Source organism: Herbaspirillum huttiense, assembly GCF_004367745.1.
GTDB lineage: Bacteria > Pseudomonadota > Gammaproteobacteria > Burkholderiales > Burkholderiaceae_D > Herbaspirillum > Herbaspirillum huttiense.
This window is the reverse complement of the sequence record NZ_CP037993.1, coordinates 4,639,755-4,657,112: the sequence shown is the minus strand read 5'-3', so window position 1 is coordinate 4,657,112 and position 17,358 is coordinate 4,639,755. Positions and strand designations below refer to the sequence as shown.

The 17,358-nt window shown below is 60.5% G+C and carries 17 protein-coding genes; 7 read left to right on the top strand and 10 right to left on the bottom strand.

The annotated features are described in order from the left end of the window. The first annotated feature begins 32 nt into the window (after positions 1-32). Positions 33-1,220 carry an ABC transporter substrate-binding protein gene (locus E2K99_RS20785; RefSeq protein ID WP_134223419.1) on the top strand — a complete coding sequence of 396 codons (1,188 nt, stop codon included), beginning with the start codon at positions 33-35 and terminating at the stop codon, positions 1,218-1,220. A gap of 1,180 nt (positions 1,221-2,400) precedes the next feature. Here the strand turns inward: E2K99_RS20785 and E2K99_RS20780 are convergent. Both E2K99_RS20780 and E2K99_RS20775 read right to left on the bottom strand, forming a co-directional pair. Further along, positions 2,401-3,285 carry a hypothetical protein gene (locus E2K99_RS20780; RefSeq protein WP_240733778.1) on the bottom strand — a complete coding sequence of 295 codons (885 nt, stop codon included), beginning with the start codon at positions 3,283-3,285 and terminating at the stop codon, positions 2,401-2,403. 16 nt (positions 3,286-3,301) lie between these two features. Next, positions 3,302-4,309 carry a DUF2515 family protein gene (locus E2K99_RS20775; protein ID WP_134223418.1) on the bottom strand — a complete coding sequence of 336 codons (1,008 nt, stop codon included), beginning with the start codon at positions 4,307-4,309 and terminating at the stop codon, positions 3,302-3,304. 97 nt (positions 4,310-4,406) lie between these two features. Here E2K99_RS20775 and E2K99_RS20770 point away from each other — a divergent pair, with 97 nt between their 5' ends. Further along, positions 4,407-5,024 carry an HD domain-containing protein gene (locus E2K99_RS20770; RefSeq protein WP_134223417.1) on the top strand — a complete coding sequence of 206 codons (618 nt, stop codon included), beginning with the start codon at positions 4,407-4,409 and terminating at the stop codon, positions 5,022-5,024. A 351-nt stretch (positions 5,025-5,375) separates the two neighbouring features. On the opposite strand, the gene pcaCD is transcribed toward E2K99_RS20770, so the two are convergent. The 4 genes from pcaCD to pcaH all read right to left on the bottom strand — a co-directional run bounded on the left by pcaCD (position 5,376) and on the right by pcaH (position 9,382). Beyond that, positions 5,376-6,638 (bottom strand): bifunctional 4-carboxymuconolactone decarboxylase/3-oxoadipate enol-lactonase PcaCD, encoded by a 1,263-nt coding sequence (gene pcaCD / locus E2K99_RS20765; RefSeq protein ID WP_134223416.1) that lies wholly within the window; start codon positions 6,636-6,638, stop codon positions 5,376-5,378. Positions 6,639-6,690: 52 nt separating this feature from the next. Next, positions 6,691-8,058, bottom strand: a complete 1,368-nt coding sequence (pcaB, locus tag E2K99_RS20760) for a 3-carboxy-cis,cis-muconate cycloisomerase (protein WP_134223415.1) — start codon at positions 8,056-8,058, stop codon at positions 6,691-6,693. A 99-nt stretch (positions 8,059-8,157) separates the two neighbouring features. After that, on the bottom strand, positions 8,158-8,670 hold the full coding sequence (locus E2K99_RS20755; protein WP_034336162.1) for a peptidase associated/transthyretin-like domain-containing protein: 513 nt from the start codon (positions 8,668-8,670) through the stop codon (positions 8,158-8,160). 19 nt (positions 8,671-8,689) lie between these two features. Next, the gene (gene pcaH, locus E2K99_RS20750; protein ID WP_134223414.1) at positions 8,690-9,382 is read right to left on the bottom strand and encodes a protocatechuate 3,4-dioxygenase subunit beta; all 693 of its coding nucleotides are present in this window, start codon (positions 9,380-9,382) and stop codon (positions 8,690-8,692) included. A gap of 251 nt (positions 9,383-9,633) precedes the next feature. Between pcaH and E2K99_RS20745 the strand changes: the two genes are divergently transcribed. After that, on the top strand, positions 9,634-10,431 hold the full coding sequence (locus tag E2K99_RS20745) for an IclR family transcriptional regulator domain-containing protein (RefSeq protein WP_134223413.1): 798 nt from the start codon (positions 9,634-9,636) through the stop codon (positions 10,429-10,431). Positions 10,432-10,661: 230 nt separating this feature from the next. Here E2K99_RS20745 and E2K99_RS20740 read toward each other — a convergent pair whose 3' ends face one another. Next, positions 10,662-11,573, bottom strand: coding sequence for a helix-turn-helix domain-containing protein (locus tag E2K99_RS20740; RefSeq protein ID WP_134223412.1), 912 nt, complete (start codon positions 11,571-11,573; stop codon positions 10,662-10,664). 220 nt (positions 11,574-11,793) lie between these two features. Between E2K99_RS20740 and E2K99_RS20735 the strand changes: the two genes are divergently transcribed. Both E2K99_RS20735 and E2K99_RS20730 read left to right on the top strand, forming a co-directional pair. Then, complete coding sequence (locus E2K99_RS20735; RefSeq protein ID WP_134223411.1) at positions 11,794-12,960, top strand: 4-hydroxybenzoate 3-monooxygenase; 1,167 nt, start codon at positions 11,794-11,796, stop codon at positions 12,958-12,960. A 69-nt stretch (positions 12,961-13,029) separates the two neighbouring features. After that, complete coding sequence (locus tag E2K99_RS20730; RefSeq protein WP_240733777.1) at positions 13,030-13,608, top strand: pyridoxamine 5'-phosphate oxidase family protein; 579 nt, start codon at positions 13,030-13,032, stop codon at positions 13,606-13,608. A gap of 12 nt (positions 13,609-13,620) precedes the next feature. On the opposite strand, the gene E2K99_RS20725 is transcribed toward E2K99_RS20730, so the two are convergent. Beyond that, positions 13,621-14,532 (bottom strand): CPBP family intramembrane glutamic endopeptidase, encoded by a 912-nt coding sequence (locus tag E2K99_RS20725; protein WP_134223410.1) that lies wholly within the window; start codon positions 14,530-14,532, stop codon positions 13,621-13,623. 94 nt (positions 14,533-14,626) lie between these two features. On the opposite strand from E2K99_RS20725, the gene E2K99_RS20720 reads away from it, so the two are divergent. Next, entirely contained in the window at positions 14,627-15,505 is an 879-nt protein-coding gene (locus E2K99_RS20720) for an AraC family transcriptional regulator (protein ID WP_134223409.1), read from the top strand. A gap of 26 nt (positions 15,506-15,531) precedes the next feature. On the opposite strand, the gene E2K99_RS20715 is transcribed toward E2K99_RS20720, so the two are convergent. After that, positions 15,532-15,963, bottom strand: coding sequence for a hypothetical protein (locus tag E2K99_RS20715; protein WP_134223408.1), 432 nt, complete (start codon positions 15,961-15,963; stop codon positions 15,532-15,534). Positions 15,964-16,200: 237 nt separating this feature from the next. Between E2K99_RS20715 and E2K99_RS20710 the strand changes: the two genes are divergently transcribed. Then, positions 16,201-16,722, top strand: coding sequence for a response regulator (locus E2K99_RS20710; protein WP_039784031.1), 522 nt, complete (start codon positions 16,201-16,203; stop codon positions 16,720-16,722). Positions 16,723-16,813: 91 nt separating this feature from the next. On the opposite strand, the gene E2K99_RS20705 is transcribed toward E2K99_RS20710, so the two are convergent. Next, positions 16,814-17,293, bottom strand: coding sequence for an Lrp/AsnC family transcriptional regulator (locus tag E2K99_RS20705; RefSeq protein ID WP_006461679.1), 480 nt, complete (start codon positions 17,291-17,293; stop codon positions 16,814-16,816). Positions 17,294-17,358: the final 65 nt, after the last annotated feature.

Below are 17,358 nucleotides of genomic sequence, written 5' to 3'. Positions count from 1 at the left end.
AATCATTTATACAAATTAAAACGTGAGGAGACATGATGAGCGAGATGATCGATACCCGGCGCCGCCACCTGGTGCTGGCCGGAACTGCATTGGCTGCAGTGGGCATGCCCTTGGTCGCACGGGCAGCCGATGCACTGAAAGTCGGGCTGATCGTGCCGATGTCGGGACCGTTTGCTTCGACCGGGAGGCAGATCGAGGCAGCGGTAAAACTGTATCAGCAGAAGTTCGGCGACAGCGTGGCCGGGCGCAAGGTGGAGATCCTGTTGAAGGATGATGGCGGCGTTTCTCCGGATGTGACCAAGCGGCTGGCGCAGGAACTGGTGGCGCGGGACAAGGCGCAAGTCCTGATGGGTTTCGGGTTGACGCCCTTGGCGCTGGCGGCCGCGCCCATTGCGACGCAGGCCAAGGTGCCGATGATCGTGACGGCAGCGGCAACGTCGATCATTCCGCAGCGCTCGCCTTATATCGTGCGGACCGGCTTCACGCTGGCGCAGGTGACTTCGCCGCTGGCCTCTTGGGCTGCCAAGAACGGCATCAAGAGTGTGGTGACCTTCGTTTCCGATTACGGGCCGGGGCTGGATGCTGAGAAAGTATTCGTGAAGACTTTTTCCGAGGCCGGTGGCAAGGTCATGGAGAGCGTGCGTGTGCCCTTGCGCAATCCGGACTATGCGCCCTTCCTGCAGCGGGTGAAGGACGCCAAGCCGCAGGCTTTGTTCGTTTTTGTACCTTCCGGGGAAGGCGCTGCCGTGTTGAAGCAGTTCACCGAGCGGGGATTGGCGGCTGCCGGAATTCGATTGATTTGCACCGGCGATGTGCTCGATGATGACCTGATGGCGGGGATTGGTGCAGCTGCCAAGGATGTGGTGAGCAGTCACCACTATTCGGCTGCGCATCCCTCTGCGGCCAACAAGGAATATGTGGATGCCATGGCCAAGGCCAACAAGGGAATGCGCGCCAACTTCCATTCCGTAGGGGCCTATGACGGGATGCATCTGCTCTACGAATCGCTCAAGAAAACCGGGGGCGATGCGGACGGTGAGAAGCTGCTGGCTGCCATGAAAGGGATGAGCTGGGAGAGCGTGCGGGGGCCGGTTTCCATCGATGCTTCTACTCGCGATATCGTGCAGACGGTTTATATGCGTAAGGCTGAGTTGCGCGGGGCTGAGTTCTATAACGTGGAGTTTGATCAGGTGGAGAAGGTGCGGGATCCTGGGGTTTGATTGTCTTTGGTTTTGGCGTAGTCTGCACGGATTTCTTTCCTGCGCTCTAGCTTAATTCTTATCATTCTCCGGTCGGGAGAACGCGCCGGGAGCGGCCCGGCAGCCGCTCACTTTTCTTGTCTCGCCAAGAAAAGTAAGCAAAAGAAGGCGACCCCAAAGAGCCAGCCCTCCTTCGGAGGGTCCCCGTCGCAGCGAAGCGAAAAGTGGGAAGGATAGAGTCGCTTCGCTCCGACTATCCTTCTGATCCACTTTTCGCTCCGCTGCGACGGCTGGCTCTATGGGGACGGCAACCCCCACGGGCTCGCCTGCGGCATCGCCGCGTCTCCCACTCGCCTTCGGCTTTGGTCGGGGTTTGTACGCTTTTGCGACGAGTGTGGGTTTGCTGTTTGGGGTAGTCTGCACGGAAATCTTTCCTGCGCTCTAGCTTAATTATTTCCTCTCTCCGGGCGGAACGGAGCGCCGGGGGCGGCCCGGCAGCCGCTCACTTTTCTTGTCTCGCCAAGAAAAGTAAGCAAAAGAAGGCGACCCCAAAGAGCCAGCCCTCCTTCGGAGGGGCCCCGCCGCAGCGGAGCGAAAAGTGGGAAGGATAGAGTCGCTTCGCTCCGGCTATCCTTCTGATCCACTTTTCGCTCCGCTGCGACGGCTGGCTCTATGGGGACGGCAACCCCCACGGGCTCGCCTTCGGCCTCGCCGTGTCTCCTACTCGTCTTCGGCTTTGGTTGAGGGTTGTACGCTTTTGCGACGGGTTTGGGTTTGCTGTTTGGGGTAGTCTGCACGGAAATCTTTCCTGCGCTCTAGCTTAATTATTTCCACTCTCCGGGCGGAACGGAGCGCCGGGGGGGGCCCGGCAGCCGCTCACTTTTCTTGTCTCGCCAAGAAAAGTAAGCAAAAGAAGGCGACCCCAAAGAGCCAGCCCTCCTTCGGAGGGTCCCCGTCGCAGCGAAGCGAAAAGTGGGAAGGATAGAGTCGCTTCGCTCCGACTATCCTTCTGATCCACTTTTCGCTTCGCTGCGGCGGCTGGCTCTATGGGGACGGCCCCCCACGGGCTCGCCTTCGGCCTCGCCTCGTCTCCTAATCGCATTCCGCTTTGACTTGTTCTTTCCTTTTTATTTTTGAGTTGAGTGCGTGTAGCGGTGGACCTGATGTGCAGATTAACTACCAGGTAGGCAGTGCTCTGTGCTCAATGGTTCGGAACTGGAAGTGGTGGATCACGATAGGTCTCATCAATTGCAATGTGATTCTTTTTGAGTTCCTCTTCTTTGATCTTCCGTATTCCTTGAAGTTTGACCAGTACTTCAGGTAATTCAGCCTGCCATTGCAGGCGCTTGTTCGGACCTACAACACCCCGCCAATGCTCATTTGTTGCTTGCAAAGAGTATTCCACGAAATATGCGCCGGGCTTGTTGACGTCAAGTCGGGAAGGATCTGGCGTGATGCTGATATCCATATAGGCGTCAGTAGTGAAAAGACTCCAGGTGGTCCGCGTTCTCAACCCGATCCACTCATCCAGCGACAGTACGTAGTCGGGGTCGAGCGAGTAGACCGACGCTTTCGTCTTGCGATATGTCAAAGCATCCTTGCCAGCCAGTCGTGGTTCACTTGGCCCGATGGCCCGGGACCAGCCTGCTTGGCGCAGTGCTCTCAGAATGCCGAAGAAACGTAGTCTGGCTTCATCGTGCTCAATGAGATCGTCAGTTGCCATTCCTGCGTTGATATCCCAGTTGATAATCTTCTCATCGGGGAAATAGGAGTCGTCGTTACCTTTCGCACTTAGTACGTATGGCAAGTTGACACTATGCGGCCCGGTGCCGATCACCAAATTCCCATAAGCTGGCGACCGCCATCTTATCGTGTAGAAATTTAGTCCTGATGGGTGTTTCAATACCTCTAATCGGCCCGAATATTTTTTGCTTAATTCATCAGGAGATTGGTTGACGTGGATCTCGATTCGATCACTCATTTCTGTTTTTTCTCCTGGCTGTCGACTGTCACACCCGGTCAATACCGCACCGGGAATTAGCGCAAGTAGTGCTAAGGAAATAATTTTTTGAAAATGGAATTTCACGATGTTTCCAGAATCCTTAAGGTATTATTTCCGGGATATAGGGCTGATCTGATGAACGGTCCATCTCTACCCATGCAGCGATGGCATACAGCTCCTGCTCCATATAGCTCAGTCGATTGTTCATGAGCGAGTGAAAGAGCTTTGCCGCCTCAGTGATCCATGCCATTCGACTGGAGAATTTTTCAAGTTGTGTTTCTCGTGGAGCTACTGATTTCAGTTGCGCATCTTTCGTGTCACAAGCGCTTGTGAATGCCAACTGAAGTTCTGGAGAGACCATGTTGATAACAGGTAAACGCTGACCTTGAACCCAGTTTGAGAAGCATGGATCGTCATAAATCAGGGGTTGCAGGATGACACCTTGCTCGTGGTTTGCGATGGCAAGCAAATGTTGCAGCTGGAGTTTTGTCCGCTCAAGATCATCGTTGCTGGTCTCAATCTCTTTGCTCAAGGAGAAGGCCTGAACGATATATTCATGCTCATGCATGTTTCTGATCTTGGGTAGTGCCTCATCCTTCCAGGGATAGTGCGCCATCTGGTCTCTGACCGGCTTCACATATTTGGAGGCGTCTCGTTGAACAACGCAGACATCAAAGCTGGCACCAAATCTGGTGTAATACCAATGCCAGCCGCTGATATCGAAGAACAACCACATATTACCTTTGGCAAGTCCCTCATGTACCGTGCTCACAATTGGATTGTTGACCCGAGGATCGTCCAATGAGCAGGCCACCGTCTTGCTCGCAAAGGCACCGAGTGCCATCCAGTAGAATCTACCTTTCTTGTTCGTATCGCCGTACTTGTCGGTTTCCAGATAGATCTGCGCATAGGTCGCTGCAATTCTTCGCGCCCGGTCGCTGGATGAGAAGACGAATGAGCCTGAATAGCGCCCTTTTTTCACGCAAAGGCGTTCGGTACTCATCTGCTGAATCATCGACCACATGACGTTGCAGTCCAGATGTAATTCTTTAGACGATTTTTCTGTCGTATTGGTGGTCGATATCGTATTCCAAGGGCTGTCCGGCACCGACTTCTCCCGCTAAAAATTTGATGGATTTTTAATGTAGTAGAGCAAGACATGTTTCTCCCTTTTAGGTTCCTCGAAAGTCTGGAAAGGCCAAATCATGTTGTTGACAATTGACCGGTGGAACGCCACTTGGACGGGACTGGGGCTTGCATGCCCTGACACCCAATTATTCACGACCTTAGAAGGCCACTACAGGGAACCGCATCGTCACTACCATTCGCTTCAGCACCTCGAAGAGTGCTTCGCAAAGTGGGAAGAGCTGCACGCCGAATCCTCCCATCCTGGCGAAGTTGAACTGGCACTCTGGTTTCATGACGTCATCTACGACGTCAAACGTCATGACAACGAAGAGAAGAGCGCTGATTGGGCTAGGGGTTGTCTGGTGGATGCGGGCGCATCGGAAGAGATTACGCAGCGCGTGCACGCACTGGTGATGGCAACCCGGCACCATCAGCCCAGCGTGGAGGGTGACGCGTCGTTATTGGTGGATGTGGACTTGTCGATATTGGCCGCGCCACTGGATCGTTTCGAAGAATACGAACGGCAGATTCGTGCGGAATATGACTATGTTCCGCTATCGTTGTTCATGCAAGAGCGGAAGAAGATTCTGCAAGGTTTCCTGAATCGTCCGAGGATATACAGGACAAAGACATTTTTCGAAAGATACGAGGCAACAGCGAGAAAGAATTTGGAGAGGGCGCTCGAAGGACTATAGCGAGAAAGTCCGAAGCCGAAGGCGAGCAGTGTCCGTCGCGATGCCGAAGGCGAGCCGGGCAGGCTGTCCGCATCTGCGCCGCCGCTTCAGTAACCAATAAAACGGATCAGAAAAATAATCGGAGCGAAGCGACTTTATTTTTCCCGTTTTATTGGTTACTGAAGCGGGGACCCTCCGAAGGAGGGCGGCGGAGTTGCGGTCGCCTTCTTTTGCTTACTTTTCTTGGCGAGACAAGAAAAGTGAGCGGCTGCCGGGCCGCCCCCGGCGCGTCCTTCCGACCGGAGAGAGAAAATAATTAAGCTAGAGCGCAGGAAAGCAATCCGTGCAGACTACGCCTCGAACCCAAAATCATCAAAGCCCGCCAATAAACCCAGAAACAAGCTCAGCAAACACAACAGGCTGCTCAACAGCACTAACGTGAGACGCCTCGGCAATGATTTCCAAGCGAGCATCAGCAAGACCGTCAACAAGGGCCTGAGCCATGGCAACCGGCGTCCCCTGATCCAGCTCCCCTGCGATCACCAGCGTAGGGACAAGAATGGCCCCCAACCGGGAAGAAGTATCGACAGTCCCGACAGCATGACAGCACCCCACATATCCCACCGCATCGGTAGTGACCAGCCGATGACGATAGCGCGCCACGGTAGCCGCCTGAGCCGAACGGAACCCCTCATGGAAATACCGCCCCATGACCGCATCCGCAATCACCTCGATCCCTTGATCCCGCACGGTAGCAATGCGCTGCTGCCAAACCTCGCGCGCCGCCTCCGGATAGGCGGAGGTAGTGTTGGCCAGCACCAGTGCCCGCACCAGCCCCGGATGGCGCAAGGCCAGCTCCTGCCCCACCATGCCCCCCATGGACAAGCCCACCCACACCACCGGCCCGGTATCCAGCTCCCGCAACAAGCGCGCTGCATCATCAGCCAGGTCCGCCATGCTGTAGAGCCCGTCGATCTTCTCGGAACTGCCATGCCCGCGATGATCGTAAGTGATCACCCGACAATCGGCCGCCAGCAGATTGGCCAGGCCATCCCACATCATCAGGTCGGTCCCCAGCGCATGCGACAACACCACCGTATGCCGCGGCGCCTTGCCATTGCGCGGCTCCCGCAAGGTGTAATGCAACGCCGGTGAAGAAGAAGTGCGTCCCTCACGCCCCACCCCCGGATGCACGCTGGTAGCGGGCGCCTGCGGCACCACCGCGTAACCGATCTGCTCGCCTACTTCACGCAAGATTTTCTGCGCATGCGTGAACGCCGTATTGCCCGCCGGCACACCCGCATAAACCGAAGCCTGAATCATCACTTCCTTCATCTCATCCGGCGTCAACCGCGTAGCCGGATCGGCAGTCAGCCCGGCGCGCACGTGCAGTTCAAATTCTTCCCAGCGTCCCAGCGCAATGGTGATGGCCAACACGATGATGCGCCGGGTCTTGTGGTCCAGCCCGGGACGGCCCCAGATTTCATTCCAGGCAAAGCGCGTGATCAGGTTCTGGAAATCGGCATTGAAATTGGTGGCGTTGGCCACCGAACGGTCAACCCATTGGTCGCCCAGCACACTGCGGCGATTGCGCATGCCGCGCTCGAAATCATGGTCCAGCGGATCGTAGCTCATGAGGTGTTCTCTTTTGTCTCGTGATGTGGAGGATGGTGGAGAAATCAGTGGTTCAGCGCGCCAGCATCGTGCGCATATTTTCAAGCTGCCCTTCAGCAATGCGGCGCGCAGGCCGCGTCGCCTGCACCGGATCGAACAGCCCGCGCAACATGGCCAGGTCGATCTCCTTGCCCAGCTGCGCATCGGCCTGTACGGCATCGACCAGCACATCGACCAGTTGCGCGCCATCGGCCACGGCCTTGCGCGTGAGCTGCTCCAGCAGACTGTGCGCACGCGGACGGCCGATCACGCCCGCCAGTGCAATTGATGCGGATTCGGCAAACACCAATCCCTGCAGCGCATCGATATTGCGCAACATGCGCGCGTCATCGATGACCAGTGCGGCAAACGCATCATTGAGCGCCCGCAAGGCCCCGTGCACGCCCAGGAACAAGCCCGGCCATTCGGCCAGTTCGGCCTGCCAGTTGCCCAGCCCCCGTTCGTGCTGCTGCGACATCGCCGCCAGCAGCGCAGCGGCCTGTTGCGGCGCACGGGTGGCAGCAGCCAGGGCGATCATAGACGACACCGGGTTGCGCTTGTGCGGCATCGCCGATGATCCGCCACGGCCATTGCCGGAAGGCTCGGCCAGCTCGGCGATTTCACCCTGCGCCATCAGCGACAGGTCGGTCGCGATCTTGCCCAGGCTGCCGGCCAGCACGGCCATCTCGGTACCCAGGCGTATCCATTCGTCGCGCTGGGTATGCCACGCCGCATCGGGTATCATCAAGTCGAGCGCAGCAGCCATGCGTGCGGCCACGGCCGGCCCCTTCTCGCCCAGCACGGCCAGCGTGCCTACTGCGCCGCCCAGTTGCAGCTGCAAGGCGCGTTCGGACAGCACCTGCAGTTGCGCACGCGAGCGCAGCAGCGGCGCGGCCCAGTTGCAGAACTTCAAGCCCAGGCTGGTGACCTGCGCCGGCTGCATCAGCGTGCGCGCCAGGACCGGCGTATCGAGATGGGATTGCGACAGGTCCAGCAAGCGATACGCCAGCTGGTCCAGTTCGCCATCGACCAGCCGCAGGGCCTCACGCGTGACCAGCACCATGGCCGTATCCAGCACGTCCTGGCTGGTGCTGCCCCAGTGCACGTGGGTGGCGGCTTCTTCGCTGTAGAGGGCGACCGTGCGCTGCAATTCCTTGACCAGCGGAATGGCCAGTGCACCGGCACGGCGGCCGGCGACGATCAAGGCATTGATGTCGTAGAGCGGGGCGCGGCATACGCTGGCGATGGCACGCGCAGCGGCCTCGGGGATGATGCCCTCGGCGGCTTCGGCCTCGGCCAGGACTTGCTCGAAACGCAGCATGGCTTGTACCACCGCCTGGTCGTCGAACACCGCAATCATGTCGGATGTGGTGAGGAAGCTGTCGAAGATCGAAACGCTCATGAAGTCTCCATTGCTTGCCCACACGGCGCGATCAACGCAAACGGGATCCGGCAGGCCAAAGCCTGCGGATCCCCAAGCGCGTCACGCCGTAACGGGCGTTCAGGTGTAGTCGAAGAATACCGTCTCGCTCGCGCCCTGCATGTGAATATTCCACAGGTAGCTGCCATCGGCTTGCTTGCGGGCGATCAGGGTGTGGCGGCGGTCAGCCGGGACCTGCTCCAGCAGTGCCGATTGCGCCAGCGCCGGATCATCTTCCAGGAAGACGGCCGTGAACTGGTGCTTGACCAGGCCGCGCGCAAACACGGTCACGTAAGCCACCGGCTTGCCGGCCGGCGCCTGCGGCTGCGAAATCGAAAATGTGAACCCACCCTCTTCATTGGTGGGCACGCGGCGATATCCGGGAATGGCATGTGAAGTTTCCGCCGCAGCGCTGCCCGGCAGCCAGGCTTCGGCCCAGGCGTCATTGATGGGGACGCCGTCGCCGTCGATGATGGCGCCCTTGATCTTGACCTGCGGCGCGCTGCTCTCCACGCGCGAAGTCAGTTCCACGGCCCAGGCCCAGGCTTCGTGCGGGAAGGGGCCGATGGTTTGCGAAGTGGTGATGTTGCTCATGTGGTCTCCTGCCTTGTGTTCAGATGCCCATGGGCGTGGCGTTGCGGCCGCGCAGGACGATGTCGAATTCATAGCCCAGCATCTTGTCATCCACCGTCTCCTCCAGCGAGAAGCGCGAAATCAGGCGCTGGCGGGCGGCTTCGTCAGGGATGCTCTGGAAGATCGGGTCATAGGCGAACAGCGGATCATTGGGGAAGTACATCTGCGTCACCAGGCGCTGCGCATAGACGTTGCCGAACAGCGAAAAGTGAATGTGCGCCGGACGCCAGGCCTTGTGGTGATTGCCCCAGGGATACGGACCCGGCTTGATCGAGACGAAGCGATAGCGGCCATTGTCATCGGTGAGCATCTTGCCGAAGCCGGTGAAGTTTGGGTCCAGCGGCGCATCGTGCTGGTCCTTCTTGTGGAAGTAGCGGCCGGCGGCATTGCACTGCCAGACTTCCAGCAGCGAATTGCGCACCGGCTTGCCGTCTTCATCGAGCACCCGGCCGGTGACGACGATCTTCTCGCCCAGCGGTTCGCCCTTGCCCTGCTTGGTGAGATCCATGTCGTGCGGCAGGATCAGCTTGGGCGAGGCGAACAGGTTGGTGTTGGTGGCGGTCTCGTCGCGTACGCGCAGCGGCGCTTGCGTGGGGCCGCGCTTGGCGGTGGACTTGTACGGGGGATAGATCAGTTCCGGATAGACACCGGGTTCGATGGCATCGAATTGCATGAGGTCTCCTCAGGTCGACGGGGTGAATGCGGCGTCCTCTTCGGATTCCTTGCCTGCCGGAATGGGCGAATGGCGCGCCGTGCTTGGGTGTGGACAGATAGTAGGCAAGCCGATCCCCGCTCTCAAGGCCAACGCAGCGCAGCATATCCGCCCTGCGCCCGCTTTGTGCGAGAATCGCACAAATGGCCGATTTTCTGCAGCGAACGGAAAACGGTGCGCATCAGCTTGTTTTATCCACAGGGCAGGGAAGCATGCAGCTAGAACACATCGAGGAAGCAGGAGAGGGCGCAGACGGCCCCCTCAAGCGTGACCTGGTCGCCGGGCTGGAAAAGGGCCTGCAGGTGATCGAAGCGTTTGATCAGGAGCGCTCGCGTCTGACCATCGCCGAGGTGGCGCAACTGACGGGCCTGACCCGCGCCGCCGCGCGCCGCTATCTCATCACGCTCACGCACCTGGGCTACATGCGGCACGACAACAAGACCTTCTCGCTCACCCCCATGGTGCTGCGGCTGGGCCAGTCCTACCTGCATTCGGCGCGGCTGCCGCGCATCGTGCAGCCGCTGCTGTACCGGCTGGCCTATTCGCTGGGCGAGGCGGCTTCCTGCGGAGTGCTCGATCACGACCAGCTGGTATGCGTGGCGGCGGTGAGCGCGGGGCAACTGGTGTCGACCACCTTGCAGCCCGGCACGCGGGTACCGGCCTACTGCACCGCCAATGGCCGCATCCTGCTGGCCAACCTGCCGCCGGCGCAGCTCGATGCCATCTTGGCGCGCGCCCAGCCGGAGGCCATCACGGCCCACACCATCACCGACGTCGAACGATTGGGACTGGAAATCGCGCGCGCCCGCGCACAGGGTTATGCGCTGGTGGACCAGGAACTGGAACTGGGCTTGCGGACCATGGCCGTGCCGGTGCGGAACTTCCGTGGCGAGGTGGTGGCGGCGATGAACATCAGCGTGCATGCGGCCCGCATGAAACTGGAAGACATGGTGGAACGCTGCCTGCCGGCCATGTTGAAGATCCAGGTGGAGCTGGGAGCGCTGCTGTGAGGGGTGGCTGAGTTTCGAAGATGGCGCTGTCATTTTTGTTTTTGCGCCAACTCCGGTGATGCTTCGATACGGCCCTGCGGGCCTACTCAGCCCGAACGGGGGGAGGGTGTGACAAGGGAATACCTGCTTTCACCTCCCCTGTCGGGTCGATGTTTCACAACCCGTTCGACCTGAGTAGCGGCGAAGCCGCGTATCGAAGGCGCGCCGGCGGTTCCTCAGACCCAGATGTTTTATTCCTCCACATGCGTGCGCCGATATTCCTTGGGCGTCACCCCCATGTGCCGCTTGAAGAGCCGGCTGAAATACGCCGGATCCTGAAAGCCCAGTTCATAGGCAATCGTCGAGATGCCTGAGGGCACATAGGTCAGCTTGCGGCAAGCCTCCAGGATCAATCGCTGCTGCGCCAGGTCGAAGGCCGAATGCCCGGCCAGCTTCAGGCACAGGCGATTGAGGCGGCTGGGCGTGATGCGCAGCTTGTCGGCATAGACCGCCACCTGCCACTGCTCCTTGAAATGCTGCTCCACCAGCGCGCGAAAACGGCTGAACAATTCAAAGTCGCCGCGTCCGGACAATTCCGCCGAGCGATGATCCGCTTCCAGCCGCACCAGCAAGAGCATGACGCTGCGCGCCAGCCATTCCAGCATCAGTGTGTGGCCGGTGCGCGGTGCGGCCGATTCGGCAATCAACAGACGCAGCAGCGTCTCCATGCGCTCGCGCAGTTCCGGTACGCGCCCCAGTTCGATGGCCATCGGGCGCAGGAACAAGGGCGAAAACAATTCGCCATGCCCCTCGCTGCCGCCAGCCGAAAACACCACGTGCGGATCCACCGTCAGCACGAATCCCACAGCCTGTTCCGAGAAATCGAAACCATGTACCAGGGACGGATGGATGGTGATGACCACCGGACCATCGACTTCCCAGACCTCTTCCTCCATCAAGGCACTGACGTGTCCGGACATTAAAAAAAGTACCTGAAAAAGTCCGGCATGGGTGTGCGGTGCAATATGCCAGTCATGCACGCGGCTGCGCGTCTCGATCAGTTCGATGTGCACCGACTCCGCATCTTCCGGCCGGGAAGCCTCTCCATACAAGGAGAATTGGGGTACGTCGCTGGTGCGGGGTTTGCTTCGGGGCAAGGGCATAGGGTCTCCATCCTGTGCGTTGCGAGGGGGTGGCATGGTTGTGCTCTGTAAAAATAGTACAAGTATTTGGCGGGATCATCCATTTTTTATCCGAACACCACCGTCTAAGATTCTTCTCACACCAAGAACAAGAACAGATCAATTGCCACCCGCTTCGGGCTCGCGCCATTGCGCGCCGGGAACGAAAACGGTGCCTGACCTTTACACGGAGACCTCCATCATGCGTACCCAAGTCGCCATCATCGGCGCCGGCCCGGCCGGTTTGTTGCTGTCCCACCTGCTGCACCTGAAGGGCATCGAATCGGTCGTGCTGGAAACCCGCACCCGCGAAGACATCGAATCCACCATCCGTGCCGGCGTGCTGGAGCAAGGCACCATGGACATCCTCAACGAGACCGGCGTGGGCGAGCGCATGAAGCGCGAAGGCGCGCTGCATCACGGCATCGAGCTGGCCTTCGGTGGCCGCCGCCATCGCATCGACCTCACCGAACTGACCGGCAAGGCCATCACCGTCTATGCCCAGCACGAAGTGATCAAGGACCTGGTGGCCGCACGCCTGGCCGCGCAAGGGCAATTGCTGTTCGGTGTGAGCGGCACCAGCATCGAAGGCGTCGAGACCAGCAAGCCGCGCGTGCGCTTCATGCACGAGGGCGAGCAGCATACGCTGGAGGCGGATTTCATCGCCGGTTGCGACGGCTTCCATGGCGTCTCGCGTCCTGCCATTCCGGAAAGCCGCCGCCAGGATTACCAGCGCATCTATCCCTTCGGCTGGTTCGGCGTGCTGGTGGAAGCGCCGCCGTCCTCGGACGAACTGATCTATGCCCAGCATGATCGCGGCTTCGTGCTCATCAGTACCCGTTCGCCAACTGTGCAGCGCATGTACTTCCAGTGCGATCCCAAGGACAGCGTGGACAACTGGAGCGACGACCGCATCTGGAATGAATTCCATACCCGCCTGGAAAACGGCGACGGCTGGCGCGTCAAGGAAGGCAAGATCTTCCAGAAGGGCATCATCGGCATGCGCAGTTTCGTCTCTACACCGATGCAGCATGGCCGCCTGTTCCTGGCCGGGGATGCCGCGCACATCGTGCCGCCCACTGGCGCGAAGGGTTTGAACCTGGCGGTGGGTGACGTGAAACGCCTGGCCCAGGGCATCGAGGATTTCTATCGCAGTGCCAGCGAGGAAGGTCTCGCGTCCTACACCGAGCAAGCCTTGAAGCGCATCTGGCGTGCCGAGTATTTCTCGTGGTGGATGACCAGCATGCTGCATACCTTCGACGATGCCTCGCCTTTCCAGCGCCAGATCCAGCGCGCCGAACTGGAGAACGTGGTCAACTCGCGCGCGCTGTCGACGGCGCTGGCGGAGAACTACGTCGGCGCATTCTGATTCGCCGGGGCGACCATGCTGCCACGCTAGGGCCTGCCCGGTGCATGCGCCAGGCCCTACAATGGCGCCATGAACTTCCACCTGAACTTGCCTGAACTCCACTCCCTGATCTGGGACGAACTGCGTCGCGGTGCCAGCCCGACGCGCTCGCCGTTTACCATCTGGCAACTGGCCACGCTGGGCCTGGATGGCACGCCCCAGTTGCGTTCCATCGTCCTGCGCGAGGCGGATGCGACTGCCGGGTCGCTGTGCTTTCACACCGATCTGCGCTCTCCCAAACTGGCCGAGATTCGTGCAGACGGGCGGGTGGCCATGCTGGCGGTGGACCTCGAGCGCCATCTGCAACTGCGCGTCAACGGCGTGGCTCAGGTGGTGCAGGATGCGGCCCGCGTGCGCGCCATGTGGACGGGGGCCCGGCCACACACGTTGATCCTGTACAAGACACCGCATGCCCCCGGCACGCCTGTTGCGCAACCGGAAGACGCTCACGTGCAGCCGCACGTCAGCAGCGATGGTGTCGAGAATTTTGCGCTGGTGGAAGTGCGGCTGGAGCGCATCGAATGGCTGGACCTGACGCCGGACCAGCATCGCCGCGCCCGCTTCGCGCGCGGGCAGGATCAATGGCAGGGGCAGTGGATCGCGCCGTGAGGCGAGCGCGACTCAGGCCAGCGCTGGATAGGTGAACGCGAGGAAGTGCACCGCATTGAGCGTGAAATGCAGCAGGATCGGTGCCTCGATCCGTCCGCTGCGCTGGAACACCCACGCATAGCCGAGGCCGGCCAGACCGGCAATCGCCGCATAGGTCATGCCGCCCCCGAGATGCGCGGCACCGAAGAGCAGTGCCGACGCCGTCAGCGCCAGTCCGCTACCGCCACGCATCCCCTGCAAGGCGGACTGCAGACGCTGCTGGATCACGCCACGGAAAAAGGCTTCCTCGGCCACCACGGTCAACAGGAGGTTGATGGCCAGGAACTCTACCGTGAAGCCAGGCCACTTCAGTGCCGGTTTGACCAGACCCGTCAAACAGCCAACGCCCATCACCAGCACGATCGTCGCGATGCCCGGCAGCAGCGTCCTGGCGATGCTCTCGCGCCATTCCCGCCACGCATGGCAGCGGGGCGCCAGCAGCGCCAGCAACAGCAGTCCGGCACTCCCTTTGTCGAGATTGGCGAACAGCATGAAGGGCCGCGCATCCGCAGTGATGGCCGCTGACGGGATCACCAGCACATTGTGGAAACCGGGCCAGCGATGCAAGGCCAGCAGCAGCGCGAGCAACAGTGTGAACGCCAGCAGACTGCGGCGTTGCCATGCGTGTGGCGCATGGGTCGTGCCCCGGGCAGCGTAGCCCAACAGGACGATGCCCGCGACGGCGATGGCATCGAGTTGGCCGTCATGCAGTCCCAGCGCGAGGGCCAGCCCCAGCAGCGGCAGCCACGGCGGGAGGGATCGGCCAGCAGGCAAGGGCAGAGCGGGCAACCAGACGCTGCAGATCGCCAGCATCAAGAGGAGAGCGGAAGGCATCGGATAAAAAGGCGGAACGCGACGAAGCCCGTGTTTTAACATGACGGCCATCGAGACTGCCAGAGGTTCTGATGACGATGCGCAATTTCGGTCAGGATTTGTGGTGCGCTTTCTTGCACAGTACGTCCCGTGAACCGAGGATCCGATGAACGACGACCGCAAAACCAGCAGCCAGGCCCGCTATCAAGCCCGATTCGAGCGCGTGCTCGACCATATCGAGGCGCATCTCCATACGCCCCTGGAGATGGAGCAGCTGGCGGCCGTCGCGCATTTTTCGCGGTTCCATTTCCAGCGGCAATTTGCCGATTTCACCGGCGTCGGGGTGGCGCGTTACATCCTGCTGATGCGCCTGAAGCATGCCAGCCTGCAACTGGCCTTCCAGCCGCAGCGGCGCATCATCGACATCGCCCTCGACGCCGGTTTCGAAAATCCGGAATCGTTTACGCGCGCTTTCAGGAGTGCCTTCGGCCAGTCGCCCTCGCAGTTCCGGCGCACACCCGACTGGCCCTCCTGGAACGAGCGTTTCGTGTTCCGCATCCCTGAAAGGAAAGTGGACGTGCAAGTCGAGATCGTCAACGTCGAATCCATCCGCATCGCCATGCTCACGCATCGCGGTCCCGTCAATCAGCTCAATGGCACCGTCGGGCAGTTCATCGACTGGCGCAAGGCCACGGGCCTGTCACCGGTGGAGCGCTGCCGTACCTTCGGTCTGGCCTGGGACAATCCCGATACCACACCCCCGGAGCAATTCCGCTTCGGCATCTGCGGCGAGGTGGAGGGGGACGTGCCGGACAATCCGCAAGGCGTGGAGGCCTTCCTGATTCCCGGCGGGCGCTGCGCGCGCGTACGGCATGCAGGCGCGCATGACCGGCTGGGCGAGAGCATCTATCCGCTGTATCGCCAGTGGCTGCCGGAGAGCGGCGAGGAACTGCGGGATTTCCCGCTGTACTTCCACTACCTCAACCTGCTGCCCGATACGCCGCCGGGCGAGCTGCTGACGGATATCTACCTGCCCTTGAAATAGGGCCGCTCAAAAAACGGGAAGAAACTTCACGCCACCAGGGCGCGCGAAAAGTGCGCCATCTGGTGCGTGGGCACCAGCAGCGGGACGAAGGAAGCTTCGTTCACAGCGAGCCAATAGGACAGGTGCGGGCTGGCATCGAAGCCATAGTTGCTGCCGTCGAGCTGCCAGAAGCGCGGGATCGCCAGCGCGGGGCGGACGCGATGCTTGAGCTGGTCCAGGCTGGCCAGGCGCGCAGCGCACGGCTGGAAGGGTGCCAGCGCCGCTGCTTCTCCGCTGGCTGCGAAAGCTGCCGTGGCGAACCACTCCAGTACCTTGCGCGGACTGGCGTTGAGGCTCGCCCAGTCCTGCATGGCATCGGAACGCCCGGTGATGATGCGGGTGCAGCTGCTGACATACAGCTCGACCTTGCCCAGCAAGGCAGTGGGGACAGGAACTCGGACTTTGGCAAACGGCAGCATCGGCGGGGGGCTTCCTTGGTGCGGAGATGGGCGGATCCGGGTGGAGCGGATCATTGAGGTTGTCACTGTAGCCATCCTGTGCGGAGCTGGCGATCGGGGAAATCCTGACGGCGCGTCAGCCAGCAGATTGGCGGCGGTCAGGAATTTCCCGATGCCGCCGAGGTCAGCACTCCTGTAAAACGTTTGGTGTAGCCATTCCATGGCTTGTGCACTTCTTACAGGACTGTCCCCCGCAGCATGAGCTTTCCCAGCATCATCATGATCGACCCCAGCCAGGAGGCCGCTGAACTGGCGCGCTTCGCCTTGTGGCGTGCCGGGTTGCATTGCGCCTTCCGTGCGTGTCCTGACCTGGCCACGGCGCGTCGCTGCCTGCTGCAGGGACGCCGCCAGGGCGATGACATTGCGCCCAGCCTGATCCTGCTGGAGTCCGACATGGAATGCGGCGAGGGCCTGCAGCTGCTGCGCGAGTTGCGTGCCAGCAAGCATCTGGCTGATGCGCCGGTGGTGGTCTTCCCTTCCTACGAAACCGAGGGCGAGCGCGAGGCGCTGGCCGCCGGCGCGACCGAATACCTGCCCAAGCCGGTCGATGGCGAACACTATGCGCAGTGTGTGGTGGAGATGGTGGAGCGCTGGTGCGATGTCAGCGAGGCCGCGGCACCGTTGTCCGCAGACGTGATGCGCGATGCGCTGGCCGGTCTGCCCGGGCATCCGCAGCGGCGCCAGGAAGATGGCTCTCCGCAAGGCGGGCGCTCACACTGAACTGCATGCAGCGGCTTGGCGTAAAAACAAACAAAGGGCCGCAAGGCCCTTTTTTCCGCCATGGCAGCGCAGGCACGATTTTGCTCCCAGCTCAGCGCCGCGTCTTGATCTTGGGCGTGGGCAGGGCGGTCTTGTACTTGATCTGCTTGAGCGCAAAGCTGGAGCGGATGTTCTTGATGCCGGGGATCTTGGTCAGGTGGTCGACGATGAAGTGCTCCAGCGTCAGCAGGTCCGGCACCACGATGCGCAGCAGATAATCCTCGTCGCCGGTCATCAGGTAGACTTCCATGACTTCATCGAAGGCACTCACGGCCGTTTCGAACTGGGCCAGTGCTTCGGCACCCTGGCGCTCCAGGATCACCTTGACGAACACGTTCACCTTCAAGCCCAGCAGGTGCGGATCGGCCAGCGCCACATAGCGCGAGATGATGCCTTCGGTTTCCAGGCGCTTCACCCGGGCCAGGGTCGGCGAGGGCGAGAGGTTGATACGGCTGGCCAGCTCCAGATTGCTGATCGAACTGTTCTCCTGCAGGATGTTCAGGATGCGCAAATCGGTGGTGTCGAGTTCCATTATCGAAATTTAATTCTGTCAGTTTCAGTTTCGCAGCACTGGATGCTGAATATTGTACGGCAACT